The following is a 23,138-nucleotide window of genomic DNA, read 5'->3' as shown; positions in this document are numbered from 1 at the left end:
ACGGCACAAAAAAAAGCGGCTAACCTGAGGCCGCCGCTTTCAATTTATTTATGATAAGCTTACGCTAGTACTCCGTTTTTCTGCAGATATTCAGCAATCTGAACAGCATTGGTAGCAGCACCTTTACGAAGGTTATCTGCAACAACCCATAGATTCAGAGTTTTATCCTGAGATTCGTCACGGCGGATACGCCCAACAAATACCTCGTCTCTTTCGTGAGCATCTTTAGGCATAGGATATTTCGCGTTAGCAGGATCATCCACTACAATCACACCTTCCTGAGCTTCCAATAGGCTGCGAACTTCAGCCAGATCAAATTCGTTTTCAAATTCAATGTTTATAGCCTCAGAATGACCACCCATTACCGGGATACGAACTGTTGTTGCTGTAACACGGATTGAATCGTCTCCCATAATCTTTTTAGTCTCCAGGATCATTTTCATTTCCTCTTTGGTGTAACCATTATCCTGGAATACATCAATTTGTGGAATTACGTTAAGATCAATTGGATAAGCATAAGCCATTGGTCCTTCGATACCATTACGCTCGTTCATCAACTGATCCACAGCTTTTACGCCAGTACCTGTTACTGATTGATAAGTAGAAACTACTACGCGTTTGATCTTATACTTTTCATGAAGAGGTTTCAATACTACTACCATCTGTATTGTGGAACAATTTGGATTGGCAATAATTTTATCTTCAGCAGTTAAAACATGAGCATTTACCTCAGGTACAACCAATTTCTTGGTTGGATCCATACGCCATGCAGAAGAGTTATCAATAACTGTAATTCCTGCTTCCGCAAAACGCGGAGCATATTCAAGAGAGGTACCACCACCTGCAGAAAACAACGCTACATCTGGTTTCAGTGCAATTGCTTCGTCCACGGTAACCACCTTGTACTTCTTTCCCTTGAATTCAACTTCCTTACCAGCACTTTTTGCGGATGCTACCGGAATCAATTCACTAACAGGGAAATTGCGCTCTGCTAAAACTTTTAACATCACCGAACCTACAAGGCCCGTAGCGCCTACAACTGCGACTCTCATTTTTTTGTTTCTTAAATATTTGTAATTTAATTTTTTAAATCCCGCAAAGATGAATAAATGTTTAGTTTTTTTCTTTATATTTTTTGTAAAAATCGCGTTTTCACAAGTAAATGACAATTTTGATGACGGTGACTTCGCTAATGCACCCAAATGGACTGGTAGTAATTCAGGGGAGCACTTTATTGTTGACGGGAATCAACTTCGATCAAACTCCGAGTCGGCAAACAGCAACTTTTATTTAAGTACTCCCAGCTCTCTGGCGAATAACTGCGCCTGGGAATTTTATTGCAATCTTAAATTCGCAACCTCCAGTGCTAATTATACTGATATATACCTTATCTCGGACCAGGCCAACTTGCAAGCGGCTAATATCAATGGTTATTTTGTGAGGATCGGGAATACCAATGACGAAATCAGCCTGTATAAGAGAAGCGGGAGCATTTCGGTTAAATTAATAGATGGTGCTGATCTTTCTGTAAGCAGCTCGACGAACAATCGCATCAAGGTCAAAGTTACCCGTACATCCGGCAATCTCTTCAACCTGGAAAGAGACCTGACAGGAACAGGTGCCTCCTATGTTTCAGAAGGAGTGATTATGGATGGTAGTTTTAACAGCAGCGCCTACTTTGGGATCTACATTCAGCAATCAACTTCCAGCTTTTTTAAGAAACACTTTTTTGATAATATCAGTATTCGTCAACTATCCTTCGACCAGGATCCGCCAAAACTATTATCAGTCACAGTGCTTGACGAAAAACGGCTTACTGTTTCCTTTGACGAAGCAATCACCGGGGTTTCTGCCACAAATGTGCTGAACTATTCACTGAGTAACGGTTATGGCAATCCTCAGACCGTTGTTAGCACAGCGGAGCCAAATCGCTATATCCTCGGCTTTGCCAATAACTTTACACCAGGTTCTTACACTTTGACAGCCATGCATATTTTCGATGAAAGTGGCAACCAGATCTCGGGACATAATTCCGGGACTTTTTCTTACATTCCGCAATATATTCCAAGGGCCAAAGATGTGGTGATCAATGAAATCTTTGCCGATCCAACTCCGGTATTAGGTTTGCCAGGGGCCGAATTTATAGAGCTCTGGAACACTACTAGCCAGGTTATTTCTCTTGAAAACTGGAAATACAGTGATGCTGCATCTGCAGCAAGTCTGCCTGCATATGTTTTAGATCCCGGAGAACACCTCTTACTCTGCGCTAAAGCTGATACTTCAGAATTTAAGAAATATGGAGAGGTACTGGGAATATCGCCATGGCCATCCCTAAACAATTCTAATGACAGACTTAAACTTTTCAGTTCCCAAAATGTACTGATCGATTCTGTCTCGTACACAGATACCTGGTATAAAGACCCGGAAAAGCAGGCCGGTGGCTGGTCTATTGAACTGATTGATAAGCGTGAGACTTGCACCGGTATGCAGAACTGGACAGCAAGCATCGATGTGACAGGGGGAACTCCTGGCCGTCAAAATTCCGTTTTCCGGTCAGATGCCTCTACCCTGCCATTGTCGTTAACGGGAGCTTTCGTTAAAGATAGTATAACGATACAGCTAAGCTTCAATCGCCCGGTTGACAGCCTTTCAGCCGCCAGTTCAACTAATTATCAGGTTAACAACGGCCTGGGCTCTCCAGCATCAGTGAAGGTCTTATCTCCGGAACTTACTAAAGTAGAAATGACATATCACCAAGTCATAAGCAGAGGAAAACTGTACAGCGTCCTGGTATCGGGGCTCACAGACTGCTCCGGCATTCTGATCTCAGCGAACAACAATTCCGCACAATTTGACTACTCCAATGCAATCTCCCAAAATGACATCTTAATCAGTGAGATCTTATTTAATCCGAGGCCTGAATGTGCCGACTTTGTGGAGATCTATAATAATGGCGACGTGCCTTTCGATTTAAGAGAGCTTTCAATTGCTACTATCAAAGAGCAGGATAGTTTGGTTAGCATAAAAAAGGTCAGCAGTGCTCAACTGATGCTTCAGCCTAAACATTACCTGGTTTTAAGTTCAGACCCTGATAATATAAAAATGCAGTATCGTACAGATAATCCGGATGCTTTTCTAAAAATGGCCTCTATGCCAGCCCTAAATGACGATGCCGGAACGCTTGTATTACTTGCCGGGGAAAATAGAATCGACCAGTTCTCGTACACCGCCAAAATGCATTTTGCCCTGATCAAAGACCCGGAAGGGATTTCGCTTGAAAGGGTCAGCTACAAGCGACCATCAGATGAGCCTGGGAACTTCAGGTCGGCAGCTTCATCGGTTGGCTTCGCGACCCCGGGTTATAAAAATTCTCAAAGTGTGGAGCCCTTTCCCTCCGAAGATGCCGTCTTTTTGCTTTCTAAAACATTCTCACCAGATAATGACGGATTCGAAGATGCTTTACTGATCAACTACAAATTTCCAGAAGCGGGACTAGTAGCCAATGCAACAATCTATAATGATAAGGGCGTACTTATACGAAAGCTGGCGAAGAATACTACTCTGGCAAACGAGGGATCTATAACATGGGATGGACTCGACGAAAAAAGCAGATGCGCGGATATGGGGATCTATGTTCTCTGTTTCGACGTATTTGACTTAAAGGGGAATATTCGAAAATATCGTAAAAGCTGTGTTCTGGCAACAAAGCTCAACTAAAAAAACAGTATCAAGCTCTCTGGTCCGGAATTCCTTCCGGACCTCATTCACTGGCATCCGGCTCAAATATGTATCTATCAAAATAGTGTAAAACTTGAGACATTTAGTAATTAAAGGGGAACAATTCTAATTACTTAGAAGCTGTATTCAGCTAAAATCCGTTATTTTGTTGATTTTGGCGACAGCATGAAACAGCCTGTATTTTATATAGTCAAGGCCCTCTTTTATCTGATATCGTTTCTTCCGTTCCGAATCATATATGCGATCTCAGACTGCCTGTTTTTTCTCATTTATTACATCATAAGATACAGGAAGGACGTCGTATTCAAAAATCTTCGCTCCTCTTTCCCTGAAAAAAACGACCGGGAGATACAAAAGATAGCAAGAGAGTTTTATCATTTTTTATCTGACCAACTGCTGGAGTCGATCAAAATGCTCACCATTACAAGAGAATCGGTGAAGGCAAGATTCAGAATAAATAATCTTCAGGAGGTTACCAGGCATTTCGATAATAATAAAGCAGTAATTGCGATTACAGGACATTATGGGAATTGGGAATGGGGAGGTCTAATCATTTCTATCTTACTTGAGCAACCCGTGATAATTGTTTATAAACCGCTAACCGACAAGAAATTTGAACAACTGATCAATCGAATGCGAAGCAGGTTCAATGCCATTCTTGCTCCTATGAAGAATATTCTTCGGAAAGTGACTGAGTACAAAAACAAGTCCTATCTCGCTATATTGGTGGGAGATCAAACGCCAGCCCGAAGTGAGATCAGTTACTTTACACAGTTCATGAATCAACCGACAGCTGTTTTTACCGGTGCTGAAAAGCTAGCTAAGATGACAAGAAACCCGGTTGTATATTGTCACATCAACAGGTACAAGCGAGGATTTTACGAATGCACATTTCATACCCTTGCAGACATACCAGAATCTACCGCTGAGAAAGAAATTACAAACTTTTACCTTCAGAAATTAGAAGAAATAATCCGGGAAAAACCGGAACTATGGCTTTGGTCGCACCGACGGTGGAAATATAGTGCTAATGAAACCGTTCAGCCCAGGGAAGATGCCCCGCATCTGGTATAGACGGCCCCTTTAATTAAACAAGTATAGCCTTTTGCAGGTTACGTAATTACTTTAATATGCAAGAGAACATACTCGTATTCGGAGCAAACGGACAAATAGGCACAGAGCTGGTAGAACAGTTGCGGTCTGTATACCTTCCGCAAAACGTTATTGCCTGTGACATCAAACTTCCTGATTTCGAACACCGGAAAGACGGCCCTTTTGAAGAGTGTGATGTCCTTCAGAAACGATCACTTTCATCTGTTTTTAAGAAATACAAACCTAAGCAAGTATATCACCTTGCTGCCATACTATCGGCCACTGGTGAACTCCAGCCTGAACATGCCTGGCGCCTGAATATGGACGGCTTGCTTCATGTTTTGGAGCTGTCGGTAGGCTTCAATGTTAAAAAGCTGTTTTGGCCGAGTTCTATCGCTGTGTTTGGCCCACATTCTCCAAAACATCATACTCCGCAGTCCTGCGTGATGGACCCAACAACCATTTATGGCATCAGCAAACTTGCAGGAGAGAGGTGGTGTGAGTATTATAATATCAAACATAGATTAGATGTGAGATGCATCCGTTACCCCGGATTGATGGGATGGAAAGCAGAACCAGGTGGCGGCACTACAGATTTTGCCGTTCATATCTTTCACAGTGCTTTGGAAAGTGGATTGTATGAGTGTTTTTTACAGGCAGATACCGAAATACCAATGATGTATATGCCTGATGCTATACGGGCTGCTCTGGAACTAATGAATAGCCCGGCAGAAAACTTAAGCACACGTTCGGGATATAATATTTCAGGAATCAGTTTTACTCCGGCCATGCTGGCCAAAGAAATCAAAAAGCATGTTCCGCAATTCGAGGTCAGCTATACTAGTTCCGACCCGAGGCAAGCTATTGCCGATAGCTGGCCAAAATCAATCGATGACTCCCTTGCCCGCAAAGACTGGAATTGGGAGCCGCACTACGACTTGATAAGTATCACGGAAGATATGCTCCTAAATCTGAAGAAATAAATTATAATCCCTAAGTTTGGGCAAATTTTGGGAATAGGATACCGGGTATTCTTACCTATTATTTCTAATTTTGAATTTATATTTGACTTTATATATGGGAAGAGCATTCGAGTTCCGTAAAGAGAGAAAATTTAAGCGCTGGGCCAAAATGGCCGTTCAGTTCACCCGTCTGGGAAAAGAAATTGCCATGGCTGTAAAAGCCGGCGGACCAAACGTGGAATCGAACTCCAGACTCAGAACTGCAGTACAAAATGCTAAGGCAGTAAATATGCCTAAAGACCGCGTGGAAGCGGCAATAAAAAGAGCTTCGAATAAAGATGAATCTGGCTATGAAGAAATTGTTTATGAAGGCTATGCAGCGCATGGTGTAGCAATACTTATTGAAACGGCTACAGATAATACCAACAGAACCGTTGCCAATGTAAGAAGCTACTTCAATAAAACAGGGGGTACTTTGGGCAAAACGGGGTCGCTTGACTTTATCTTCAATAGAAAGTCAATCTTCCGCTTTGAACCTGGTGATATGGATCTTGAAGAAATGGAACTTGATTTTATTGATGCAGGCTTGGAAGAACTATACGTAGAAACCGATGAAGAGGGAAAAGAACTCGCTGTAATACAGACATCCTTTGAGGATTTTGGTAAAATGCAAAAGGCTTTAGAAGAAAAAGGGATTGAAGTGAAGAGCGCCAAACTTGAACGCATCGCCCTGTCACACACTGAGGTTACAGAAGAACAAGCTGCGGATGTTTTCAAGCTGATTGACAAACTTGAGGAAGATGACGATGTACAGGCAGTGTATCACAACATGGCTGAATAATTGATTGAATTGAAAGCGCATGACATTTGAAGAGTTTTTCGCAAAAAAGAAAATAGATCTGGGACAGCTGGAAAAAGCTGAACCCGGCCTATTCAGCGAGTTCAAAAGTCATTTTCACCTTATGGGTGAAAAAAGCTTCGATCATTCTAAGAAATTCTGGTTCAATAAGCTGCGCCGCTTGTATCATTTAGCGGCCCAGGAGAAAGAAGCTAAGCCGGTTCAAACAGCTATTGCTGCTCAGGCGGAGCCTTTAAGTTCCCCGACCATGGAACAGGTACCGTCCGCTCCATCGGAAATAAAAGAAACTTCAGCGGCATCTCCGATAGGCAAACCGGCCTTCAAACCAAGAAACATACCTGTCAAAAACACGGAAGAAGTTAAGCCGGATATGCCGGCAGAAGAAACTGTTCCGGTTAAAAAACCGGGGTTTAGACCGAGGAATCTACCTTCGGCAGATGCTCAGTCAGTCGATAGCAGGCCAGGTCAATCGGAAGTTTCAGAAAAACCTTCAGCGGAGGCTGCTTCTACAAGCGAGGTTAAACAGCCTTATAGGCCAAAGTTCAACGTCAGAAATCTTCCGAAAAATCCCTCGGGTGTGGAAGAGCAAACCGGTAGCAGTACAGAAGAAACAGCTTCGCCGGAACCTGAAAATAAATCGCCTGAAATACCTGGAGAACCTAAACCGGCCTACAAACCAAGGTTTAACCCAAAGAATGTTCCGGTTCAGAAACCTGCTGAAGAAGAAACTGACGCAGCTGAGAATGCCGCTGAGGAACCTTCTCCTGAAGCGCCTAAACCAGCTTACAAGCCAAGGTTCAATGCAAAGAACATTCCGGCTCATAAACCTGCTGAAGATGCACCTGCCGCAGCTGAGAATGCCGCTGAGGATCCTTCTCCTGAAGCGCCTAAACCAGCTTACAAGCCAAGGTTCAATGCAAAGAACATCAAACCAAAACCAGAAGAATAAGCTTCTATTTGGTTAAAGTAAACATAGCAGTCTTCACATCCCTCGAGTTCGATCCAATATCTACATTAAAGTCTCCCGGCTCTGCCCAATATTTCATTGCAGCATCGTAAAATTTGAGATCGTCTTCTGAAATGGTAAAAGTGATATTCTGCGTTTCTCCAGCTTTCAAAAACACCTTTTTAAAGTTGCGAAGTTCCTTTACCGGCCTTGTCACCGAGCCTACTTTATCCTGGATATATAGCTGAACAACCTCTTCCCCATCAAAGGTACTCACGTTACTTATGCTGACCGAAACATCGATACTGCCGCCAGGCTTCATGCTATTGCCGCTTATTTTTACATCACCGTAAGAGAAGGTGGAATAACTCAAACCATAGCCGAAGGGATACAATGGCTCATTCGTAACATCGAGGTAACGCGACCGATATTTATCAAGTACCCCCCCCAGAAACGGTCTGCCGGTTTTTTTGTAATTGTAGTAAATAGGAATTTGTCCGACAGATTGTGGAAAGGTGACGCTCAATTTGCCAGACGGGTTATAAATCCCAAAGAGCACATCCGCTATGGCATTTCCCGCTTCTGTGCCGGCATACCAGGTCTCCAGGATAGCATCTGCTTTCTCGTTCTCCCATTTTAAGGTGAGAGGACGACCATTCATTAGAACCAGGACCAAAGGCTTGCCAGTTTCCCGGAGAGCTTTCAGTAAGTCCAGTTGTCGTCCAGGGAGACCTATATCAGCCCTGCTTGCGGCTTCACCGCTCATTCCCTGAGACTCTCCAACAACAGCCACAATAACATCCGATCTGCGAGCTACCTGAACCGCTTCCCTGATCATCTCATCTGGACTACGGGAATCAATTGCAAGCTCTCCCCCATGTGCATTGAGGCGTTTTATCAGAAGAGTATCATCGGTGATATTTGCTCCTTTGGCATAATTCACGACAAGAGCATTACCAATCAGGTCTTTAATTCCCTGTTCCACACTAATTGCCTTCTTCCAGTCTCCTGCGCCGCTCCAGTTTCCTATCAGGTCGCGCTGGTTATTGGCTAAAGGCCCAATTAAGGCAATAGAGCCCGTTCTTTTCAATGGAAGCGTTTGCTTATGATTCTTTAATAATACCATACTTCTCCGGGCGATGTCGCGTGCAGCATCCCTAAACTCTTTCTTCATCATTACCTGCGGAGCCAACGATTCGGATACATACAAATAAGGGTCAGTAAATAAGCCCAGTTTGTACTTTGCTTCCAGTATCCGCCGACAGGCTGCGTTGATCAAAGCTACAGTAACCTTACCGTCCTTTACCAGTTTCTCGAGTTGACTTAAGTATACCTCTCCCACCATATCCATGTCCACACCCGCCTGCAAAGCGAGAGCTCCCGCCTCATGGAGATCCTTAGCGACACCATGTGCAACCATTTCGTTAATAGCCGTATAATCTGTTACAACAAAGCCATTAAAGCCCCATTGCTTTCTAAGCAGATCTGTCATCAGCCATTTGTTACCTGTTGCAGGAATACCGTCGATTTCATTAAAAGAGGTCATTACGCTGCCTGCACCCGCATCCAAAGCAGCCTTGTATGGAGGCATATACTCTTCGAACATTCTCCGGCGGCTCATATCAACGGTATTATAATCGCGGCCTGCTTCGGCCGCTCCATACAAGGCGAAATGCTTTACACATGCCATTACCGTGTTTTTTTGTCCAAGACCACTTCCCTGGTAGCCCTTTACCATAGCCTTTGCAATCTGGGATCCAAGCCAGGTATCTTCCCCGGAACTCTCCGAGATCCTTCCCCACCGCGGATCCCTGGCGATATCGACCATTGGTGAGTACACCCAGTTTAGTCCATCGGCTGCCGCCTCTTCCGCAGCAATGCGTGCACTTTTCCCGATACTAACCAGATCCCAGGAGGATGACAAGCCCAAGGGGATTGGGAAGATGGTGCGATGCCCATGTATTACATCGTAGCCGAACAGCAAAGGAATTTTTAATCGTGTTTGAGTTACAGCCATTTCCTGAAGTTTGCGAACAGCAACTGGAGTAAAGGTATTGAAAACGGCACCTACATTACCCTTTCGTATATTCTCATCCACATTTTTGCTAACCACCGGTCCTGTTACATCAAAACCGACAGATACCAGGTTTAACTGCCCTATTTTTTCCTGCAAGGTCATTTTTTTCATTAGAGTACTAATGAACGTATCCATTTTTTTATCAGGTTTTGTTTGTGAAAGCAGATTATTAAATGATGCAAGCACAATAAGAGCAACTAAACAAAGTTTCATAGCAGTTATCTTCTATTTGATTTGCGGACTTTCAAACCCCAGCTTTTTCAGCCCTTTCTGAAGGTCGGGGATTGTCATGAATAACTTCCATAAGAGCCCTGTCCGGTAGTTTTCAATCATAATAATAATTGGGCCCTGATCTATGGCCAAATGGGATTTTGCATACCAGTTATGATGTTCGCTAAAGGCATCTACAAACCCGTACTCACTCCATATTTTTTCGCCCAGATGATTATAAAAGTATTTCAATGCTCGCATGGACTCATCAGGAGTATAGGGAAATGCTGACAACGCCGCCGTAGGTGTGATCACACCAAGATCTTCAGTAGGAGAATGTGCTGCGTATCCCTTATGGTTATCACTGGCCGTAAGTCCCCAGCTTTTAGTGCCATAACCTTTATAATTCTTAGGATTGTCTACACAGTAAGCCCGGTTAATTAAGGTGTGGTTTCTGTTTTGCATCCAATAATCGGCGTAGCGATCTTTTAAGCCCCGCGGATCAAGACCAAGGAAGGAATAATGCGAAAAGAACAGCGGGCCGCCATACTCGCCTCCCAAAGGTAGTGTTGTATTATAATATTCCTTGCCATTTTTGAAGTTATAACCGTTTATCCAGCCCTGATGATATACCTCCGGACTGATCGGGTATTTTGGTGAAGCTGCCGCAAGGACGTAAGTAAGTAAACATTCGTTCCAGCCATGGATCTGATGATTCATACTCCATCCATTATTTGGACTCCAGTGCCAGTACAGAACATTCTGCCCCTGAGTATACCAGTTCCATTCTACGCCCTCCCACATCCATAAGATCTTATTCCTTATTTGTGATTCGGTGGGATTATCCGCATTAAAATATTGTCTTGCGGTTAATAAGCCCTGAAAGAGGAAAGATGTTTCGACTATGTCGCCTCCGTCGTCTTTGGGGCTAAAACGAATCACCTTACCTGTTTCTCCATTGATCCAATGAGGAAAGGCGCCATGAAAGATGTCTGCTTTCCATAAAAAATCAACGATTTTAAGTGTACGGACCGCAGCCTGCTGACGGGTGACCCATCCTCTCTCGGCAGCCACAATGATCGCCATCAATCCGAAACCGGTCCCACCGGTAGTGACGACTTCGCTGCCGTATTCAAAGGCGATATTGCTTCTCTCCCTCGCCATTCCGCTAATCGGGTGAGCGAAATCCCAGAAGTAGCGAAATGTTTGCTTCTGTACTGCCTCTAACAATTCATCGTCAGAAAGCCCCCTTTTTAAGGGTTCTGCTTTGATTTCCTGAGCAGGAAGAACCTGGTAGCACAGGTAGCAAAAGCTGAATATTGCTGCAAAGCGAAGTAGTCTCATTTTCAAAACCTGTTTATTGTGGATAGTTAGGGTTCTGTTCCAATCTTCCTCCACTCAAATCCCGTTGGGTTTGCGGGATTGGGAAAACCTCATGCTTGCCATCCACAAAGTTCTTTCCATGGGCTCGTAACACGGTTCCAGCCCTGCCCTGCCGCACCAGATCAAAGAACCGGTCCTGCTCCATTGCCAGTTCAAGACGGCGTTCATTCCAGATATTTTGGAGGGTTCCAGGCAGCGTTGATGAACTTAAATTAGCACGGTCTCTGACTAATTTTAACTTCGCTGTCGCTTCCGCTGGATTATTCAAATTAGCCGCTGCTTCGGCGTACATCAGCAATACTTCTGCATAACGCATCAACCGGATATTTTTAGGTTTATTGTCTTTATTTCCACTTAGCGGTGCAGACTCAGCTATGGAACTATGGTATGCTTTATAGTTATATCGCTCGTTCACCACCGAGTCCTGGGTAGGGATCCTGAACCCATCCCATAATATTGTGCCGCGGTTTAAGGGACTGCCTTCCGCTACAGTGGGCTGCACAAAAATAATGGATGCGTTTCTTCGCGTATCATTGAGCTCATAGGCTCTCGCCAAACTTTGGCTTGGCGTATTTAAACCAAATCCAAGATCGTTCCAGCCTCCGCTTGAACGGGGACCCTGACCATTGCTGTATAGCGGACTCACAGCATTCTCTCCAACATTAATACCTGTCTGTACTTCAAAGATGGATTCTATGTTGTTATTTCCGCCGTCATCATCCGTTCTGGTATTGCCATTGGGTCCGGGATTTTGCCGGAATATATGGTTATAATTTTCAACCAGGTCGTACCTCTGGGACATAATCACATCATTGGTTAATTCGAAAACCTTTGTCCAGTTATTCTGATACATGTAAACTTTAGCCAGGAAGCTTTGAGCGGCACCTTTTGTTGCTCTGCCTGCGGGAGTTTCGCCCTTTAAAGGAAGATTATCCACACCAAATTGAAAATCCTCAATTATCACCTGGTAAATTTCATCTCTGGTTGCGCGGGTTTGGAACTCGGCATTATTCGCTTCAGAGGGGTCGGGAACACGTATCAGCTTTGGAACTCCCCCAAAGTACCTTACCAGGTTAAAATAGTACAATCCCCTTAAAAAACGGGTTTCTGCCAGCAACCTGTTTTTCGTTCCTTCGTCAAAAGTACTTTCGTTTAAAATATCAATAGCCCTGTTAGCAGCAGTAATGCCTGAATAATATCCATTCCAGATGTTATCAAAGATGAAGTTGTTTGGAGTATGGGTAAAATTGTCTATTTCGCCAAGCTGGGCAAAGTCAGTGGGAGTGCTTCCTTTGTCTGTGTCATCTGAAGCTACATCAAGTGATAAGGCATATAAAAACCCGACAGTGGTTTTTCCAAAGCCACCATAATACAAGGAATTATAAACGCCTGCCACCAGATTTGTAGCAGCGTTAGGGTCGGACAAGGCCTCATCTTCCGTTAGTTTGCCCTGTGGCTCAACCTCTAAAAATTTATTACAGCCGGCTATTGTAAATAGAAAAACTATAAAGATCAGTAGGGTAGCGAAGTTCATATGTTTCTGTTTCATGACTGTAATCATTTAAAGTCCCACATTAATACCAAAAGAAAATGTACGCGTGGTAGGGTAAATATTGAGATCAACCCCGGAATTTAATGCATTTGAGGTTTGAAATTCGGGACCAAATCCGCTATAGCCGGTAATTGTTGCCAGGTTTTGAGCGCTTGCATAGATACGGACGCGCTCTAATTTCGCCCGTGTAAGTATGGAATTTGGCAATGTGTAGCCAATGGTCAGGTTATTAATACGCCAGAAACTTCCGTTTTCAAGGAAATAAGTTGAGGCTCGCATTTGTCCTAGTGTCGCCCTCGGCTCGGAATTACTGCGGTTCTCCGGCGTCCAGCGGTTTTCAACGACCTCAGCTTCCCGGTTATCTCTTGCTTCAGAACGACCGGCCTTTTTGCCATTGTAGATCATACCTCCGCCTGTACCATAGGTAGTCACACTAAGGTCGAAGTTTTTATAATTAGCAGACCCGTTGATGCCGTAGGTAACTTTAGGTATATAGGCACCTACGAACACCCTGTCAAGGTCGGTGATCTCTCCATCATTATTCTGATCCTTGTATCGCAGATCTCCCGGTCTGGCATCTTTTTGAGCAGATGCGGCCACTTCTTCTGCTGTTTGAAACACACCATCCGTTTCTACAAGATAAAAGCTCCCTATGGGTTGTCCGTTATCCGAAAAGGTGGTAAAACCCTGATTTCCACCGGGATTCCCATCCCTTAGTGCCTGCCCTCCATTAAGGTTAATGATTTCGTTTTTATTAGTCGCAATATTACCACCAATAGAATAAGTTAAATCATCACTGAGCCTGTGATTCCAGGCTATTGAAAACTCAAAGCCTTTATTTGTAAAACTGGCAGCATTAGTGGTGTATTCACTATTCGTATCGCCAAGAATGCCCGGAATTCTGATATTAATCAAAGCATCCTCGGTTGTTTTATTATAGTAATCTACTTCTCCTGTAAGCCTCCCATCGAAAAAACCATAGTCAAGTCCTAGATCAAACTCTTCTGTAGTTTCCCATTTAACATTCTTGTCAGGAAGCTGATCAAACCGTATCCCCTGTAATTCTGTTCCACCGAAGAAATACGGGATATTAGTAGCTGCAATAGGAAAATAAACGTCTGTAGAGATTTGATCGTTACCAACTTTGCCCCAGCTTCCCCGCAGCTTTAAAGTAGAAAAGATATTCTGCGATTTCATAAAGCTTTCGTTAACAATATTCCAACCTAGACCAATAGACGGAAAGTATCCCCAGCGGTTCTGCCTTGGAAAACGAGAGGTTCCATCGGCCCTGATGGTAGCAGTTAACAGGTAGCGATTATCATATGCATAGTTTAAGCGACTAAGAAAAGATGACCGGGTCCATTTATCTCCCGTGTTGTCATTTGTTGATCCGGCTGGTGTTCCAGCCCCTAAAAACCATTGATCTTTATCTGCCGGAACGTTAAAGCGACTACCTTTTAACTCATTTAAGTTATACTGCTCGGCAGTAAAACCCGCAAGAAAGGTAAAATCATGCAGGTCAAACTTTCTCGAAATGGTAGCTGTATTGTCCCATACCCATTTGTTAGCTTCCAGGTTGTTCACATTCAAGGTGCTTGTAGGCCGAACTTGAGCGCCTCCGGCTGTGTTGAACACATTATTCGGACCTTCATTGTCAAATTGGTAATTATAGGCAACGGTCTTGAAAAAATTTAAATCCACACCAAAACTTGAACGCAGGCTTAACCATTCAATTGGCCTGACGTCTGCAGCAAAGGTTCCCTGCAACCTCGTACCCCTTCCGGTATCATTTGTTTTATCAAGGCTTAACAAAGGGTTACTCACATTATTGGATAAAGAAGTATTACCGTATTTTCCATCGACCATTGCAGGAACATGTGGTGCAGCTCTGTAGGCCAGGTTAAATATGTCAAGATTTACATTTCTTACCCTGGAACGACTAAAAGATAAAAGATTTGAAAGCTTAAGCCAGCTTGCCAGATTGTAATCATTGTTAGAACGAATGGTAAAACGGTCAAGACCATTTGTTTGGATAATTCCGCGGTCAGTGATTGCGCCTGCGCTTAAAAAATAAGTCGCCTTCTCACTTCCTCCGGAAACGGAGACATTTTGATTTTGTCGGAAACCGCTCTTCAGCACCACGTCATACCAATCAGTATTACCTCCTGCCTGCAGTTGTTCGTCAGTAATAAGCGGATTTCCACCGTTACTGGTGCTTGCCTCGTTTAAATAAGAAGCGTATTGCTGGGCATCAGCCAAATCCACCAGATTCGCAGCTTGACGGACACCAAAATTCCCATCATAAGCGATGACCATTTTGCCTGCCTGACCTTTCTTGGTAGTTATTAACATTACACCATTTGCGGCTCTCATCCCGTAGATCGCTGTAGCTGAAGCGTCCTTCAGGATATCCATAGATACTATGTCGGCGTTGTTAATATTCCTGATATCATCAGTAATAACCCCATCCACTACAAATAAAGGGCTGGCCCCTCCCAGCATAGTACCAACACCGCGTATTCTTACTGTGGGGTTTGCATTGGGATCTCCCGAGCTGATCACCTGAACACCGGCCACTTTTCCCTGCACAGCCTGCGTCGGTGTAAGCACTTGTTCCCTGGCAAGATCCTCACCTTTAACCCTTGCTACTGAACCGGTAACATCCGATTTCCGCTGCGTACCGTAACCAACCACTACAACTTGTTCTAGTTCTTGTGATGAGGTTTGCAGTTGTATAGTTAATGAAGTTTGATTATTAACGGCTACTTCGCGTGTTTGGAATCCGATGTACGTAAAAACTAAGGTTGCGTTTGGAGAAGAATTAATCACGAAATTACCCGTCGCATCTGTTTGAGTACCCGTTTCTCCTCCTTTTACGCGCACGCTCACACCGGGGAGGGTCTCACCTTGTCCGTCGGTCACCGTTCCTCTTATTGTAATGTTTTGAGCTGAAAGCCTGCCTTCATACAAGCAGAAAAGGACCGCAAGAATAATATAGAGTTTTTTCATGGCGGTTAGTTTTTGTTGGTTCTTTATTGAATATAAACTCAATAAAGAAGGCTATTGTTAGCTCTAACAACTCTACATTACTACATCATAGTGAGTGTTTTATGTAGCTTTCAAAACCGGCTTTTGTGTAGAAAGAAATCTGTGAGAACGAGAGGTAATGATGTATTCAAAGTTCGAGTAAAAACTCTGTAAGGTTCTTATCGTGAAGTATCTTAAGTTTCTTTCGTAAGCGGTATCTTCTGATTTCTACTCCTCTTAAGGAGATACTAAGAAGGGAGGCGATTTCCTTACTGTTCATATTCATCCTAAGGAACGCGCATAACTTCAGATCATTAGGGGCAAGCCCATTATGCAGTCCTTTTAATTTTTTGAAGAAATTTTCATGAGCATCATTAAAGCTTTTTTCAAACAGGTTCCAATCGCCCTCACTATTAATGGCTTCACTTATCATTTTGTCGATCTTCCTCAACTGATCATAGCCCAGCTTATTCCCATTACTGTCTTTTAATTCAAAAACTTCTGTTCGAACCTTTTGAAAAAGCTCGTTTTTGAAAACAACACTCATAGCCGAGTTCGCCACTTCCCGACTTTTGTTTTGCAACTGCAAATGTAGAGCAGCAGTTTGCAACAATTGTGATCGCTGCTGTTCAACTAGCTGTTTTAATTTCGAGATCTCCTCGTTTTGATTGTGAAGCATTAAAGAGTTGTCAGCATTGCGGTTTTTTAATTTCAGAAGACGCCATAGAATAACAAAAATCGCAACTATCAGAAGTAAAGAGAGTGATAGCCAAAAGCTGCCTTTTTCAAAAAAAGCAATATTCACCAACAAGGGAAAAAAGAAGTTAACATACGTCCTTTTATTTTCCATTATTGACGGCTTGAAGTGTAATGCTGTAACAATAACATTAGCGTTGAAAGCAATGTTTTGTAAACAGGAGGGGCTGTAATAAAAATGGTAAGCCGGCATGTTAACCGGCTTACCATTTTATTACGATGTGATTGAAGGATTACAATACCTTCTCAATAGTTTCACCTCTGCTTGGCATCTGCTGGGCGCTCTGACTAACAGCTAACCGGTCTAAGCTCTTCAAGAAACTCTACCTTAGCTTTTTTATTAAGATTTACCTGCTGAGGAACCTTCACGTAATATCCCGTACCATCGTAGGGGCGTTTACGTGGATGTTCTTTACAAGCATCAGAACAACAGCCATCCATTACATCTCCGCAATCATCACACTGGGTAAAGTGCTCATTACATTCCGGGTTTGCACAGTTTATCATTTTCGCGGTTGTTTTACCGCAGTTGTAACATTTTGAGATAATAACGGGGTTCACAGAGTTGACCTCGACGGCAACCCGGTTATCAAAAACATAACATTGACCTTCGAAATCTTTTCCACCAGCTTCCTTGCCGTATTTTATAATGCCGCCATGCAGTTGATACACCTCAGGAAACCCTTCATGTAATAGCAAGGCCGATGCCTTTTCGCACTTAATTCCTCCGGTACAATAAGTTAAGATCTTCTTGTCTTTATACTGGGCAAGCTGATTGATCATTGCAGGGAAGTCTCGAAAGTTCTCAATGTCCAGTGTTATCGCGTTTTTAAACTTACCAAGAGAATGTTCGTAATTTGAGCGAACATCCAGGATGACAACGTCTTCCCTATCCTTCATTTCCATGAACTCTTTTGGTTCAAGATGAATTCCCGTTCTTTTTTTAGGATCTATAATATTAGGATCGCGCAAGCCCGAATGGACTATCTCGGATTTATACCGGCAATGCATCTTTATAAAGGATGGTTCGTCCACATCATCGATCTTGAATTCTGTGGAATTAAAACGACCGTCAGCATAAATAGCATCCATATACGCCTTGCATGCTTCCGCAGTACCCGAAACGGTGCCGTTTAAACCTTCGTCAGCAACAATGATCCGCCCCACAAGATTTAATGATTTACAAAATTTTAGATGATCTGCGGCAAATTGCTCCGCATTTGCTATAGTAGCATAGCAGTAATAAAGTAGTGTTTGATATTTAGCCATATTCATTAATACTGTTGCAAACAGCGTGAAACGTGCTGCAAAGATACGACTTTAGAAGGATCTGGCAATCAGAATCCGTAGAACAAACGGTAGGTATGATATACTTTCCGTCCTGGAACCCAGGAAAATCCGTAATCAAACCTAAAAATAAGCCTTTGTATGCCAATGTAGACCTCCTTGTAGTCGATCAATGGCTGGGTTAAGTAGGCTCCTCCAATAATCTCTTCCAGGTTAAGCTTTTGGATGAGTGGTATTTTTTTAAAAAATATCCCGGAGAAATTATGTTCATAATGCGCCTCATAATAGCGGTCATTAGTAGCATACGCATAATAGTCAAGGAAATGGAAGTTCGGAAATAAAGGATTGTAAACAGAGGTTTGATTACCGGTAAAATGTCTTAGATCCGGATAATAGAGCGACCTGGTGTTTAAAAATTTACCAGCGGACAAATAAAAAGAACTATACCCCCACAGACCTAACCTGACCTTTTCCTGGAATATATCGGCTGACACGAAATCGTAATTTACAGCCGAATTTAAAACACCCCGGATACCTTTTCTGTATGTAAGCTTTAGTGTAGGATACCGGGCTGACTCATAAATTTTCCCATCAGGACGTCTGGCATAGTGTTGCCCATAGGTATATGACAGCATTGTTTCAACGCTGAGCGCGTTATTTATTGGAAACAGGTTTTCGCCATCAAAATTAGCCCGGTTAACAAGTGAAAACGTTGAGTCATTTGAAGCATTTCTAACTGGATATCTTCTGGCCATTTCCACTCCGCCGCTCACCATCAATCCATCTGTCATTTCCCGCTGAGCACTGAACGACATGAAATTAGCCTTATACAATTTAAGGTAGTTTTTGCCTTCAAACAAGGAGGTCAAAGTGTTATAAAACAAATTTATAGTCCCACGATTGTTGAGATCGAGAAAATCACTTCCTCCTCTTAAAGTAAAGCTTTCATGCCTGAGGCTATCGGTACGGTAAGTTAGTGCCGCATTAAGGTTTAAAGACTTATTAGCGGAACTGTACCGGGCGTTAGGCTCAAATTCTATTGATCGTTTATAGTTCAATAGCCTATTGTACCGGACTGTTACATCGGCCCCCCAGCCTTCGACGTCGTTATAGAATATAGTATTTGTCAAAGGTTTAAGATGAATTGAACTATTATTTGAAAAATTGCTAAATGTATACCCTCTGTAGACGAATCTGATTGGTTTAAACTTATTCCGGACCCTTTGAACCGAATCGACGTATTCCGGTGAAGACTGAACAGTTTCAAGGCTATCCTTCTGAAAATAATTCCAGTCCTCCTCGTCAGAAAGTGGGACCGGCCGGTTATATTGCCACCAGAGATGATCTTTTTTATTTACATCGGCAGGCATACTTAGAATCTCATTGTCAAAAAAATCTCTGGGAAAGACCGGGTTTGTTTTATAGTTACTATATAAGCCCGTAAAATATCCGGCGAAAGCAAAGCCCAAAACTTTTCCCTGAAACTTAAAGGTAATATCAGATGGTAACCAGTATTCATCGTCCACTAAATTGAATTGCTGACTGATCTGCAGTGTGTCTACAAAGTTAATCTGTGCATCCTGTGTCAACATCAGGTCGACACTGTAGATCCTCCAGCTACCGCCCACCAAATAAATATAGCCCCTAAAAGCCGGCGAATATCTGTGTTTTGGTTCAATCTTTATTTTATGAATATCACGGCCATTTTCCTTGAGTGTACCCAGGAGCTGATACTTGTAATACCTGAAGGCATTATCCGCCACGGGAGACACAAAGCTTTGCGTACCCCAGGCTTTCCACTGGATAAGGTTTTCATATAGGTTCACCTGCATGTCCAAAGCCCTGTTGAAACTAAAGCTCGCTCTTGCGCCGGCAACTTTCGACGCTAACATCTCTTCTTTTACTTTTGGGTATTCAAAATGGAATTTAGATTTCGTTTCGGACTGGTATATTATTCCTCTTCTGTTGGAATCGAGGTTTAGCGCCTTTTCAACATTTTGTCCCAAAATTCTTTTGGGTGCCTTTATAAGTTTTTGCACTCCTTTGGTGTATACATCACAACTATAGGAAGGCGTTTGCATCAGGTACTTCCGGTTCAACATAACTTTCCTGATCATTGGGTATGCCGGGTCTTCCTTCTTTCCTATGGTAACTTCGCTTAACAGGTATATATCCGGATCCAATTTAATATCAAGGCTAGTTGCCTTTTGCAAATGCAGCTCCGTTCTTTTTTGCTTGAAGCCCACATACCGAAATACCAACATGTATTTTCCGGTGTCGAGCTTTAGCTTATACATCCCGGCATCATTGGCCATGGTACTTATACTGGTTCCCTCAACATAAATTGACGCAAAAGGCACGGCATTGCCCTTAGAGTCGGTGATCAGTCCGGAAACTTCCAGGTTTTCCTGTGAATAAGCGAATGAAATAGTCAATAAAAAAACAAACAGGTATTTTATCATTTACCCCCTAAATAATAGCCTTGAAACAAGTATCCCATCAAATATGCTTCGATTAATAGAACTATAATGCGATATACACAGTTTTGTTATAAAAAGCATAAAATTTATGTATAAAACGCTTCTACCTCAATTAAAATTACAGCTCGCCGAAATTGAAGAAGCGGGTTTGTATAAACGTGAAAGGATAATCACTTCAACCCAGGGCGTTGAGCTTGAGCTTTCGTCGGGACAAAAAGTATTGAATTTTTGTGCCAACAACTATCTTGGGCTTTCGTCTGATCCGGAAGTGATTGAAGCTGCCAAAAAAACTTTAGATAAGCGGGGGTACGGAATGTCCTCTGTACGCTTTATTTGCGGAACTCAGGACCTTCATAAAGAGCTGGAGAATAAATTATCGCAGTTCCTGGGAATGGAAGAGACCATACTGTACGCGGCGGCCTTTGATGCCAACGGTGGAATTTTTGAGCCACTTTTTGATGAAAGAGATGCCATCATTTCTGACGAACTGAATCATGCTTCAATTATTGATGGCATTCGCTTAAGTAAGGCGCAGCGACAAAGATTTAAGCACAACGACATGGATGATCTTCAAAACAAGCTTGAAGAATGCCAGAACCTGAGGCATAGGATTATTGTCACCGACGGGGTATTTTCCATGGATGGAACCCTCGCACAGCTCGACAAAATCTGTGATCTGGCTGACCGGTATGAAGCGCTGGTAATGATTGATGACAGCCATTGTTCAGGCTTTGTTGGTAGGACAGGCAGGGGTACACATGAATTTTACGACGTAATTGACCGCGTCGACATTATAACAGGAACCTTAGGTAAAGCGCTTGGTGGTGCTTCGGGCGGTTTTACTTCTGGCCGTAAGGAAATCATTGAACTGTTACGTCAGCGCTCCAGGCCATATTTGTTCTCGAACACACTTGCTCCAGTGATAGCGGGAGCTTCTATTGCTGTGCTGGACATTTTGAGCGAAACAAGCACTCTAAGAGACATGCTGGAAACAAACACAAAATACTTCCGGCAAAAGATGACGGAGGCCGGTTTTGACATTCCCGATGGCATTCACCCTATTGTGCCGGTAATGCTTTATGACGCTAAACTTTCACAGATATTTGCTGAAAAAATGCTCGAAGAAGGGATCTATGTAATTGGTTTTTATTTCCCTGTGGTTCCTGAGGGAAAAGCCAGGATCAGAGTGCAGCTATCAGCAGCCCATAACCAGGAACATTTGGATAAAGCCATAGCTGCATTTACTAAAATTGGCAGAGAATTAGCTGTAATTTAAATGCTTCTTCTTCATTGAATTTTTATAATTTATCTTTGCAGCGTATGCAGGACAAAATCAATCAATATATTTCAGAAATAAATGCATTTACACCCGCTAGTTCGGAAGAACTAGAAACTTACAGGATAAAGTTTTTGGGGACCAAAGGAATCATCAAAGACTTATTTGATGAATTCAAAACTGTGTCGGCCGAAGAGAAGCGTGTTTTAGGCAAGGTTTTAAACGAATTTAAAAAACTGGCTGAAGAAAAACATCAGTCATATAAGGAGCAGTTTGAATCAGGAGCAGAGCTCACGAGTTCCACATTTGATTTAACCTTGCCCGGTGAAGGATTTGAAATTGGTTCGCGCCATCCTCTGTCCCTGGTGCGGAAAGAAATTATTGAGATTTTTAAAAAGCTTGGCTTTAATGTTGCTGAAGGTCCGGAAATTGAAGATGACTGGCATAACTTTTCTGCACTTAATTTTCCGGAGGAACATCCTGCGAGAGATATGCAGGATACTTTTTTCATTAAAAAAGACGCTGAGAACGGCGATATCGCACTGCGTACGCACACCTCATCGGTTCAGGTACGTATGATGGAAAATGGCAAACCGCCTTTCCGCGCGATCATGCCCGGACGTGTTTACAGGAACGAAGCAATTTCTGCAAGGGCTCATTGCTTTTTTCATCAGGTTGAAGGCTTGTATGTTGATGAGAACGTATCTTTCGCTGATTTAAAGCAAACACTGTTCTACTTTGTTCAGGAATTATATGGAGAAGGCACCAAAGTCAGGTTCCGTCCGTCATACTTTCCATTTACTGAACCTTCGGCTGAAATGGACATTTCCTGCAGTATTTGTAAGGGTTCCGGATGCCAGATGTGTAAAGGAAGCGGCTGGGTAGAGATCCTGGGATGCGGAATGGTAGATCCAAACGTTTTAGAAAACTGCGGAATTGATAGCTCCAAATATACCGGCTTTGCTTTTGGTATGGGAATTGAACGTATTACCAATCTGAAATATCAGATTAAGGATTTACGTTTATTCTCTGAAAACGACATTCGCTTTTTGAAGCAATTTCAGAGTGAAATATTATAACAATGAGATTCGCAGCTGTCATTTTTACATTAGTGCTTTTTTATTCTTGTGGTAAAGACTCGTCAGATATACCTTATGTGCCAGTAGATTACAGGATCACGGTACAGGAATTTGGAATAAGAACTTCGGGTACAAACGGATTACTAACTGTGCAGGGTAAAGGAGTCGCAGGCTTATTAATTTACAAAAATGCAGGAACTTATGTTGCGTACGACCGATGCAGCACTGTTAATCCCGAAAAGAGATGTGCGGTTATTCAGGATCCCAAAAGTATATTTGAATTAGTTGATACATGTAGTGGAGCGAAGTTTTTGCTTTTAGACGGCAGCCCAGTAAAAGCGCCTGCAAAAAGGAGTCTGAGACAATACTCGGTTAGCGTAAGCAATAACTCATTAATACAGGTGAGCAATTAAT

The 23,138-nt window shown here is 42.8% G+C and carries 16 protein-coding genes; 8 read left to right on the top strand and 8 right to left on the bottom strand.

Annotated features, from left to right (window positions below; genetic code table 11):
• Positions 1–59: 59 nt before the first annotated feature.
• A complete protein-coding gene (locus J3P37_RS19135) occupies positions 60–1,052 on the bottom strand; it encodes an aspartate-semialdehyde dehydrogenase (RefSeq protein WP_256012966.1) in 993 nt (330 codons plus the stop codon).
• Positions 1,053–1,101: 49 nt separating this feature from the next.
• Between J3P37_RS19135 and J3P37_RS19130 the strand changes: the two genes are divergently transcribed.
• The 5 genes from J3P37_RS19130 to J3P37_RS19110 all read left to right on the top strand — a co-directional run bounded on the left by J3P37_RS19130 (position 1,102) and on the right by J3P37_RS19110 (position 7,600).
• The gene (locus tag J3P37_RS19130; protein ID WP_256012965.1) at positions 1,102–3,717 is read left to right on the top strand and encodes a lamin tail domain-containing protein; all 2,616 of its coding nucleotides are present in this window, start codon (positions 1,102–1,104) and stop codon (positions 3,715–3,717) included.
• Positions 3,718–3,903: 186 nt separating this feature from the next.
• Entirely contained in the window at positions 3,904–4,812 is a 909-nt protein-coding gene (locus tag J3P37_RS19125) for a lysophospholipid acyltransferase family protein (RefSeq protein WP_256012964.1), read from the top strand.
• A 56-nt stretch (positions 4,813–4,868) separates the two neighbouring features.
• Positions 4,869–5,813 (top strand): NAD-dependent epimerase/dehydratase family protein, encoded by a 945-nt coding sequence (locus J3P37_RS19120; RefSeq protein WP_256012963.1) that lies wholly within the window; start codon positions 4,869–4,871, stop codon positions 5,811–5,813.
• A 94-nt stretch (positions 5,814–5,907) separates the two neighbouring features.
• Entirely contained in the window at positions 5,908–6,633 is a 726-nt protein-coding gene (locus J3P37_RS19115) for a YebC/PmpR family DNA-binding transcriptional regulator (RefSeq protein WP_256012962.1), read from the top strand.
• A 19-nt stretch (positions 6,634–6,652) separates the two neighbouring features.
• A complete protein-coding gene (locus tag J3P37_RS19110) occupies positions 6,653–7,600 on the top strand; it encodes a hypothetical protein (RefSeq protein ID WP_256012961.1) in 948 nt (315 codons plus the stop codon).
• A gap of 4 nt (positions 7,601–7,604) precedes the next feature.
• On the opposite strand, the gene bglX is transcribed toward J3P37_RS19110, so the two are convergent.
• The 7 genes from bglX to J3P37_RS19075 all read right to left on the bottom strand — a co-directional run bounded on the left by bglX (position 7,605) and on the right by J3P37_RS19075 (position 20,351).
• Entirely contained in the window at positions 7,605–9,887 is a 2,283-nt protein-coding gene (gene bglX / locus J3P37_RS19105; RefSeq protein ID WP_256012960.1) for a beta-glucosidase BglX, read from the bottom strand.
• Between the two features lie 12 nt (positions 9,888–9,899).
• Entirely contained in the window at positions 9,900–11,228 is a 1,329-nt protein-coding gene (locus J3P37_RS19100; protein ID WP_256012959.1) for a glucoamylase family protein, read from the bottom strand.
• Between the two features lie 13 nt (positions 11,229–11,241).
• Positions 11,242–12,816, bottom strand: coding sequence for a RagB/SusD family nutrient uptake outer membrane protein (locus J3P37_RS19095; protein WP_256012958.1), 1,575 nt, complete (start codon positions 12,814–12,816; stop codon positions 11,242–11,244).
• A 12-nt stretch (positions 12,817–12,828) separates the two neighbouring features.
• Positions 12,829–15,828, bottom strand: coding sequence for a SusC/RagA family TonB-linked outer membrane protein (locus J3P37_RS19090; protein ID WP_256012957.1), 3,000 nt, complete (start codon positions 15,826–15,828; stop codon positions 12,829–12,831).
• A gap of 166 nt (positions 15,829–15,994) precedes the next feature.
• Positions 15,995–16,696 (bottom strand): helix-turn-helix transcriptional regulator, encoded by a 702-nt coding sequence (locus J3P37_RS19085; RefSeq protein WP_256012956.1) that lies wholly within the window; start codon positions 16,694–16,696, stop codon positions 15,995–15,997.
• Between the two features lie 194 nt (positions 16,697–16,890).
• On the bottom strand, positions 16,891–17,871 hold the full coding sequence (gene trhO / locus J3P37_RS19080; RefSeq protein ID WP_256012994.1) for an oxygen-dependent tRNA uridine(34) hydroxylase TrhO: 981 nt from the start codon (positions 17,869–17,871) through the stop codon (positions 16,891–16,893).
• 68 nt (positions 17,872–17,939) lie between these two features.
• Positions 17,940–20,351, bottom strand: a complete 2,412-nt coding sequence (locus tag J3P37_RS19075) for a DUF5686 and carboxypeptidase regulatory-like domain-containing protein (protein WP_256012955.1) — start codon at positions 20,349–20,351, stop codon at positions 17,940–17,942.
• A 106-nt stretch (positions 20,352–20,457) separates the two neighbouring features.
• Here J3P37_RS19075 and kbl point away from each other — a divergent pair, with 106 nt between their 5' ends.
• The 3 genes from kbl to J3P37_RS19060 are packed head-to-tail and all read left to right on the top strand — an operon-like array spanning position 20,458 to position 23,137.
• On the top strand, positions 20,458–21,645 hold the full coding sequence (gene kbl / locus J3P37_RS19070) for a glycine C-acetyltransferase (protein WP_256012954.1): 1,188 nt from the start codon (positions 20,458–20,460) through the stop codon (positions 21,643–21,645).
• A 44-nt stretch (positions 21,646–21,689) separates the two neighbouring features.
• On the top strand, positions 21,690–22,724 hold the full coding sequence (gene pheS / locus J3P37_RS19065; protein WP_256012953.1) for a phenylalanine--tRNA ligase subunit alpha: 1,035 nt from the start codon (positions 21,690–21,692) through the stop codon (positions 22,722–22,724).
• 2 nt (positions 22,725–22,726) lie between these two features.
• Positions 22,727–23,137, top strand: coding sequence for a Rieske (2Fe-2S) protein (locus J3P37_RS19060; RefSeq protein ID WP_256012952.1), 411 nt, complete (start codon positions 22,727–22,729; stop codon positions 23,135–23,137).
• The last annotated feature ends 1 nt before the right edge of the window (position 23,138 follow it).

The sequence above is a fragment of the Desertivirga xinjiangensis genome (assembly GCF_024436435.1).
Classification (GTDB): domain Bacteria; phylum Bacteroidota; class Bacteroidia; order Sphingobacteriales; family Sphingobacteriaceae; genus Desertivirga; species Desertivirga xinjiangensis.
This window is presented reverse-complemented; position numbering and strand designations above follow the sequence as displayed.

What these genes read in the sequence shown, in the direction of transcription:
- J3P37_RS19135 (WP_256012966.1), bottom strand. Translation starts at nt 1,052, where the DNA reads ATGAGAGTCGCAGTTGTAGGCGCTACGGGCCTTGTAGGTTCGGTGATG.
- J3P37_RS19130 (WP_256012965.1), top strand. Translation starts at nt 1,102, where the DNA reads ATGAATAAATGTTTAGTTTTTTTCTTTATATTTTTTGTAAAAATCGCG.
- J3P37_RS19125 (WP_256012964.1), top strand. Translation starts at nt 3,904, where the DNA reads ATGAAACAGCCTGTATTTTATATAGTCAAGGCCCTCTTTTATCTGATA.
- J3P37_RS19120 (WP_256012963.1), top strand. Translation starts at nt 4,869, where the DNA reads ATGCAAGAGAACATACTCGTATTCGGAGCAAACGGACAAATAGGCACA.
- J3P37_RS19115 (WP_256012962.1), top strand. Translation starts at nt 5,908, where the DNA reads ATGGGAAGAGCATTCGAGTTCCGTAAAGAGAGAAAATTTAAGCGCTGG.
- J3P37_RS19110 (WP_256012961.1), top strand. Translation starts at nt 6,653, where the DNA reads ATGACATTTGAAGAGTTTTTCGCAAAAAAGAAAATAGATCTGGGACAG.
- bglX (WP_256012960.1), bottom strand. Translation starts at nt 9,887, where the DNA reads ATGAAACTTTGTTTAGTTGCTCTTATTGTGCTTGCATCATTTAATAAT.
- J3P37_RS19100 (WP_256012959.1), bottom strand. Translation starts at nt 11,228, where the DNA reads ATGAGACTACTTCGCTTTGCAGCAATATTCAGCTTTTGCTACCTGTGC.
- J3P37_RS19095 (WP_256012958.1), bottom strand. Translation starts at nt 12,816, where the DNA reads ATGAAACAGAAACATATGAACTTCGCTACCCTACTGATCTTTATAGTT.
- J3P37_RS19090 (WP_256012957.1), bottom strand. Translation starts at nt 15,828, where the DNA reads ATGAAAAAACTCTATATTATTCTTGCGGTCCTTTTCTGCTTGTATGAA.
- J3P37_RS19085 (WP_256012956.1), bottom strand. Translation starts at nt 16,696, where the DNA reads ATGGAAAATAAAAGGACGTATGTTAACTTCTTTTTTCCCTTGTTGGTG.
- trhO (WP_256012994.1), bottom strand. Translation starts at nt 17,871, where the DNA reads ATGGCTAAATATCAAACACTACTTTATTACTGCTATGCTACTATAGCA.
- J3P37_RS19075 (WP_256012955.1), bottom strand. Translation starts at nt 20,351, where the DNA reads ATGATAAAATACCTGTTTGTTTTTTTATTGACTATTTCATTCGCTTAT.
- kbl (WP_256012954.1), top strand. Translation starts at nt 20,458, where the DNA reads ATGTATAAAACGCTTCTACCTCAATTAAAATTACAGCTCGCCGAAATT.
- pheS (WP_256012953.1), top strand. Translation starts at nt 21,690, where the DNA reads ATGCAGGACAAAATCAATCAATATATTTCAGAAATAAATGCATTTACA.
- J3P37_RS19060 (WP_256012952.1), top strand. Translation starts at nt 22,727, where the DNA reads ATGAGATTCGCAGCTGTCATTTTTACATTAGTGCTTTTTTATTCTTGT.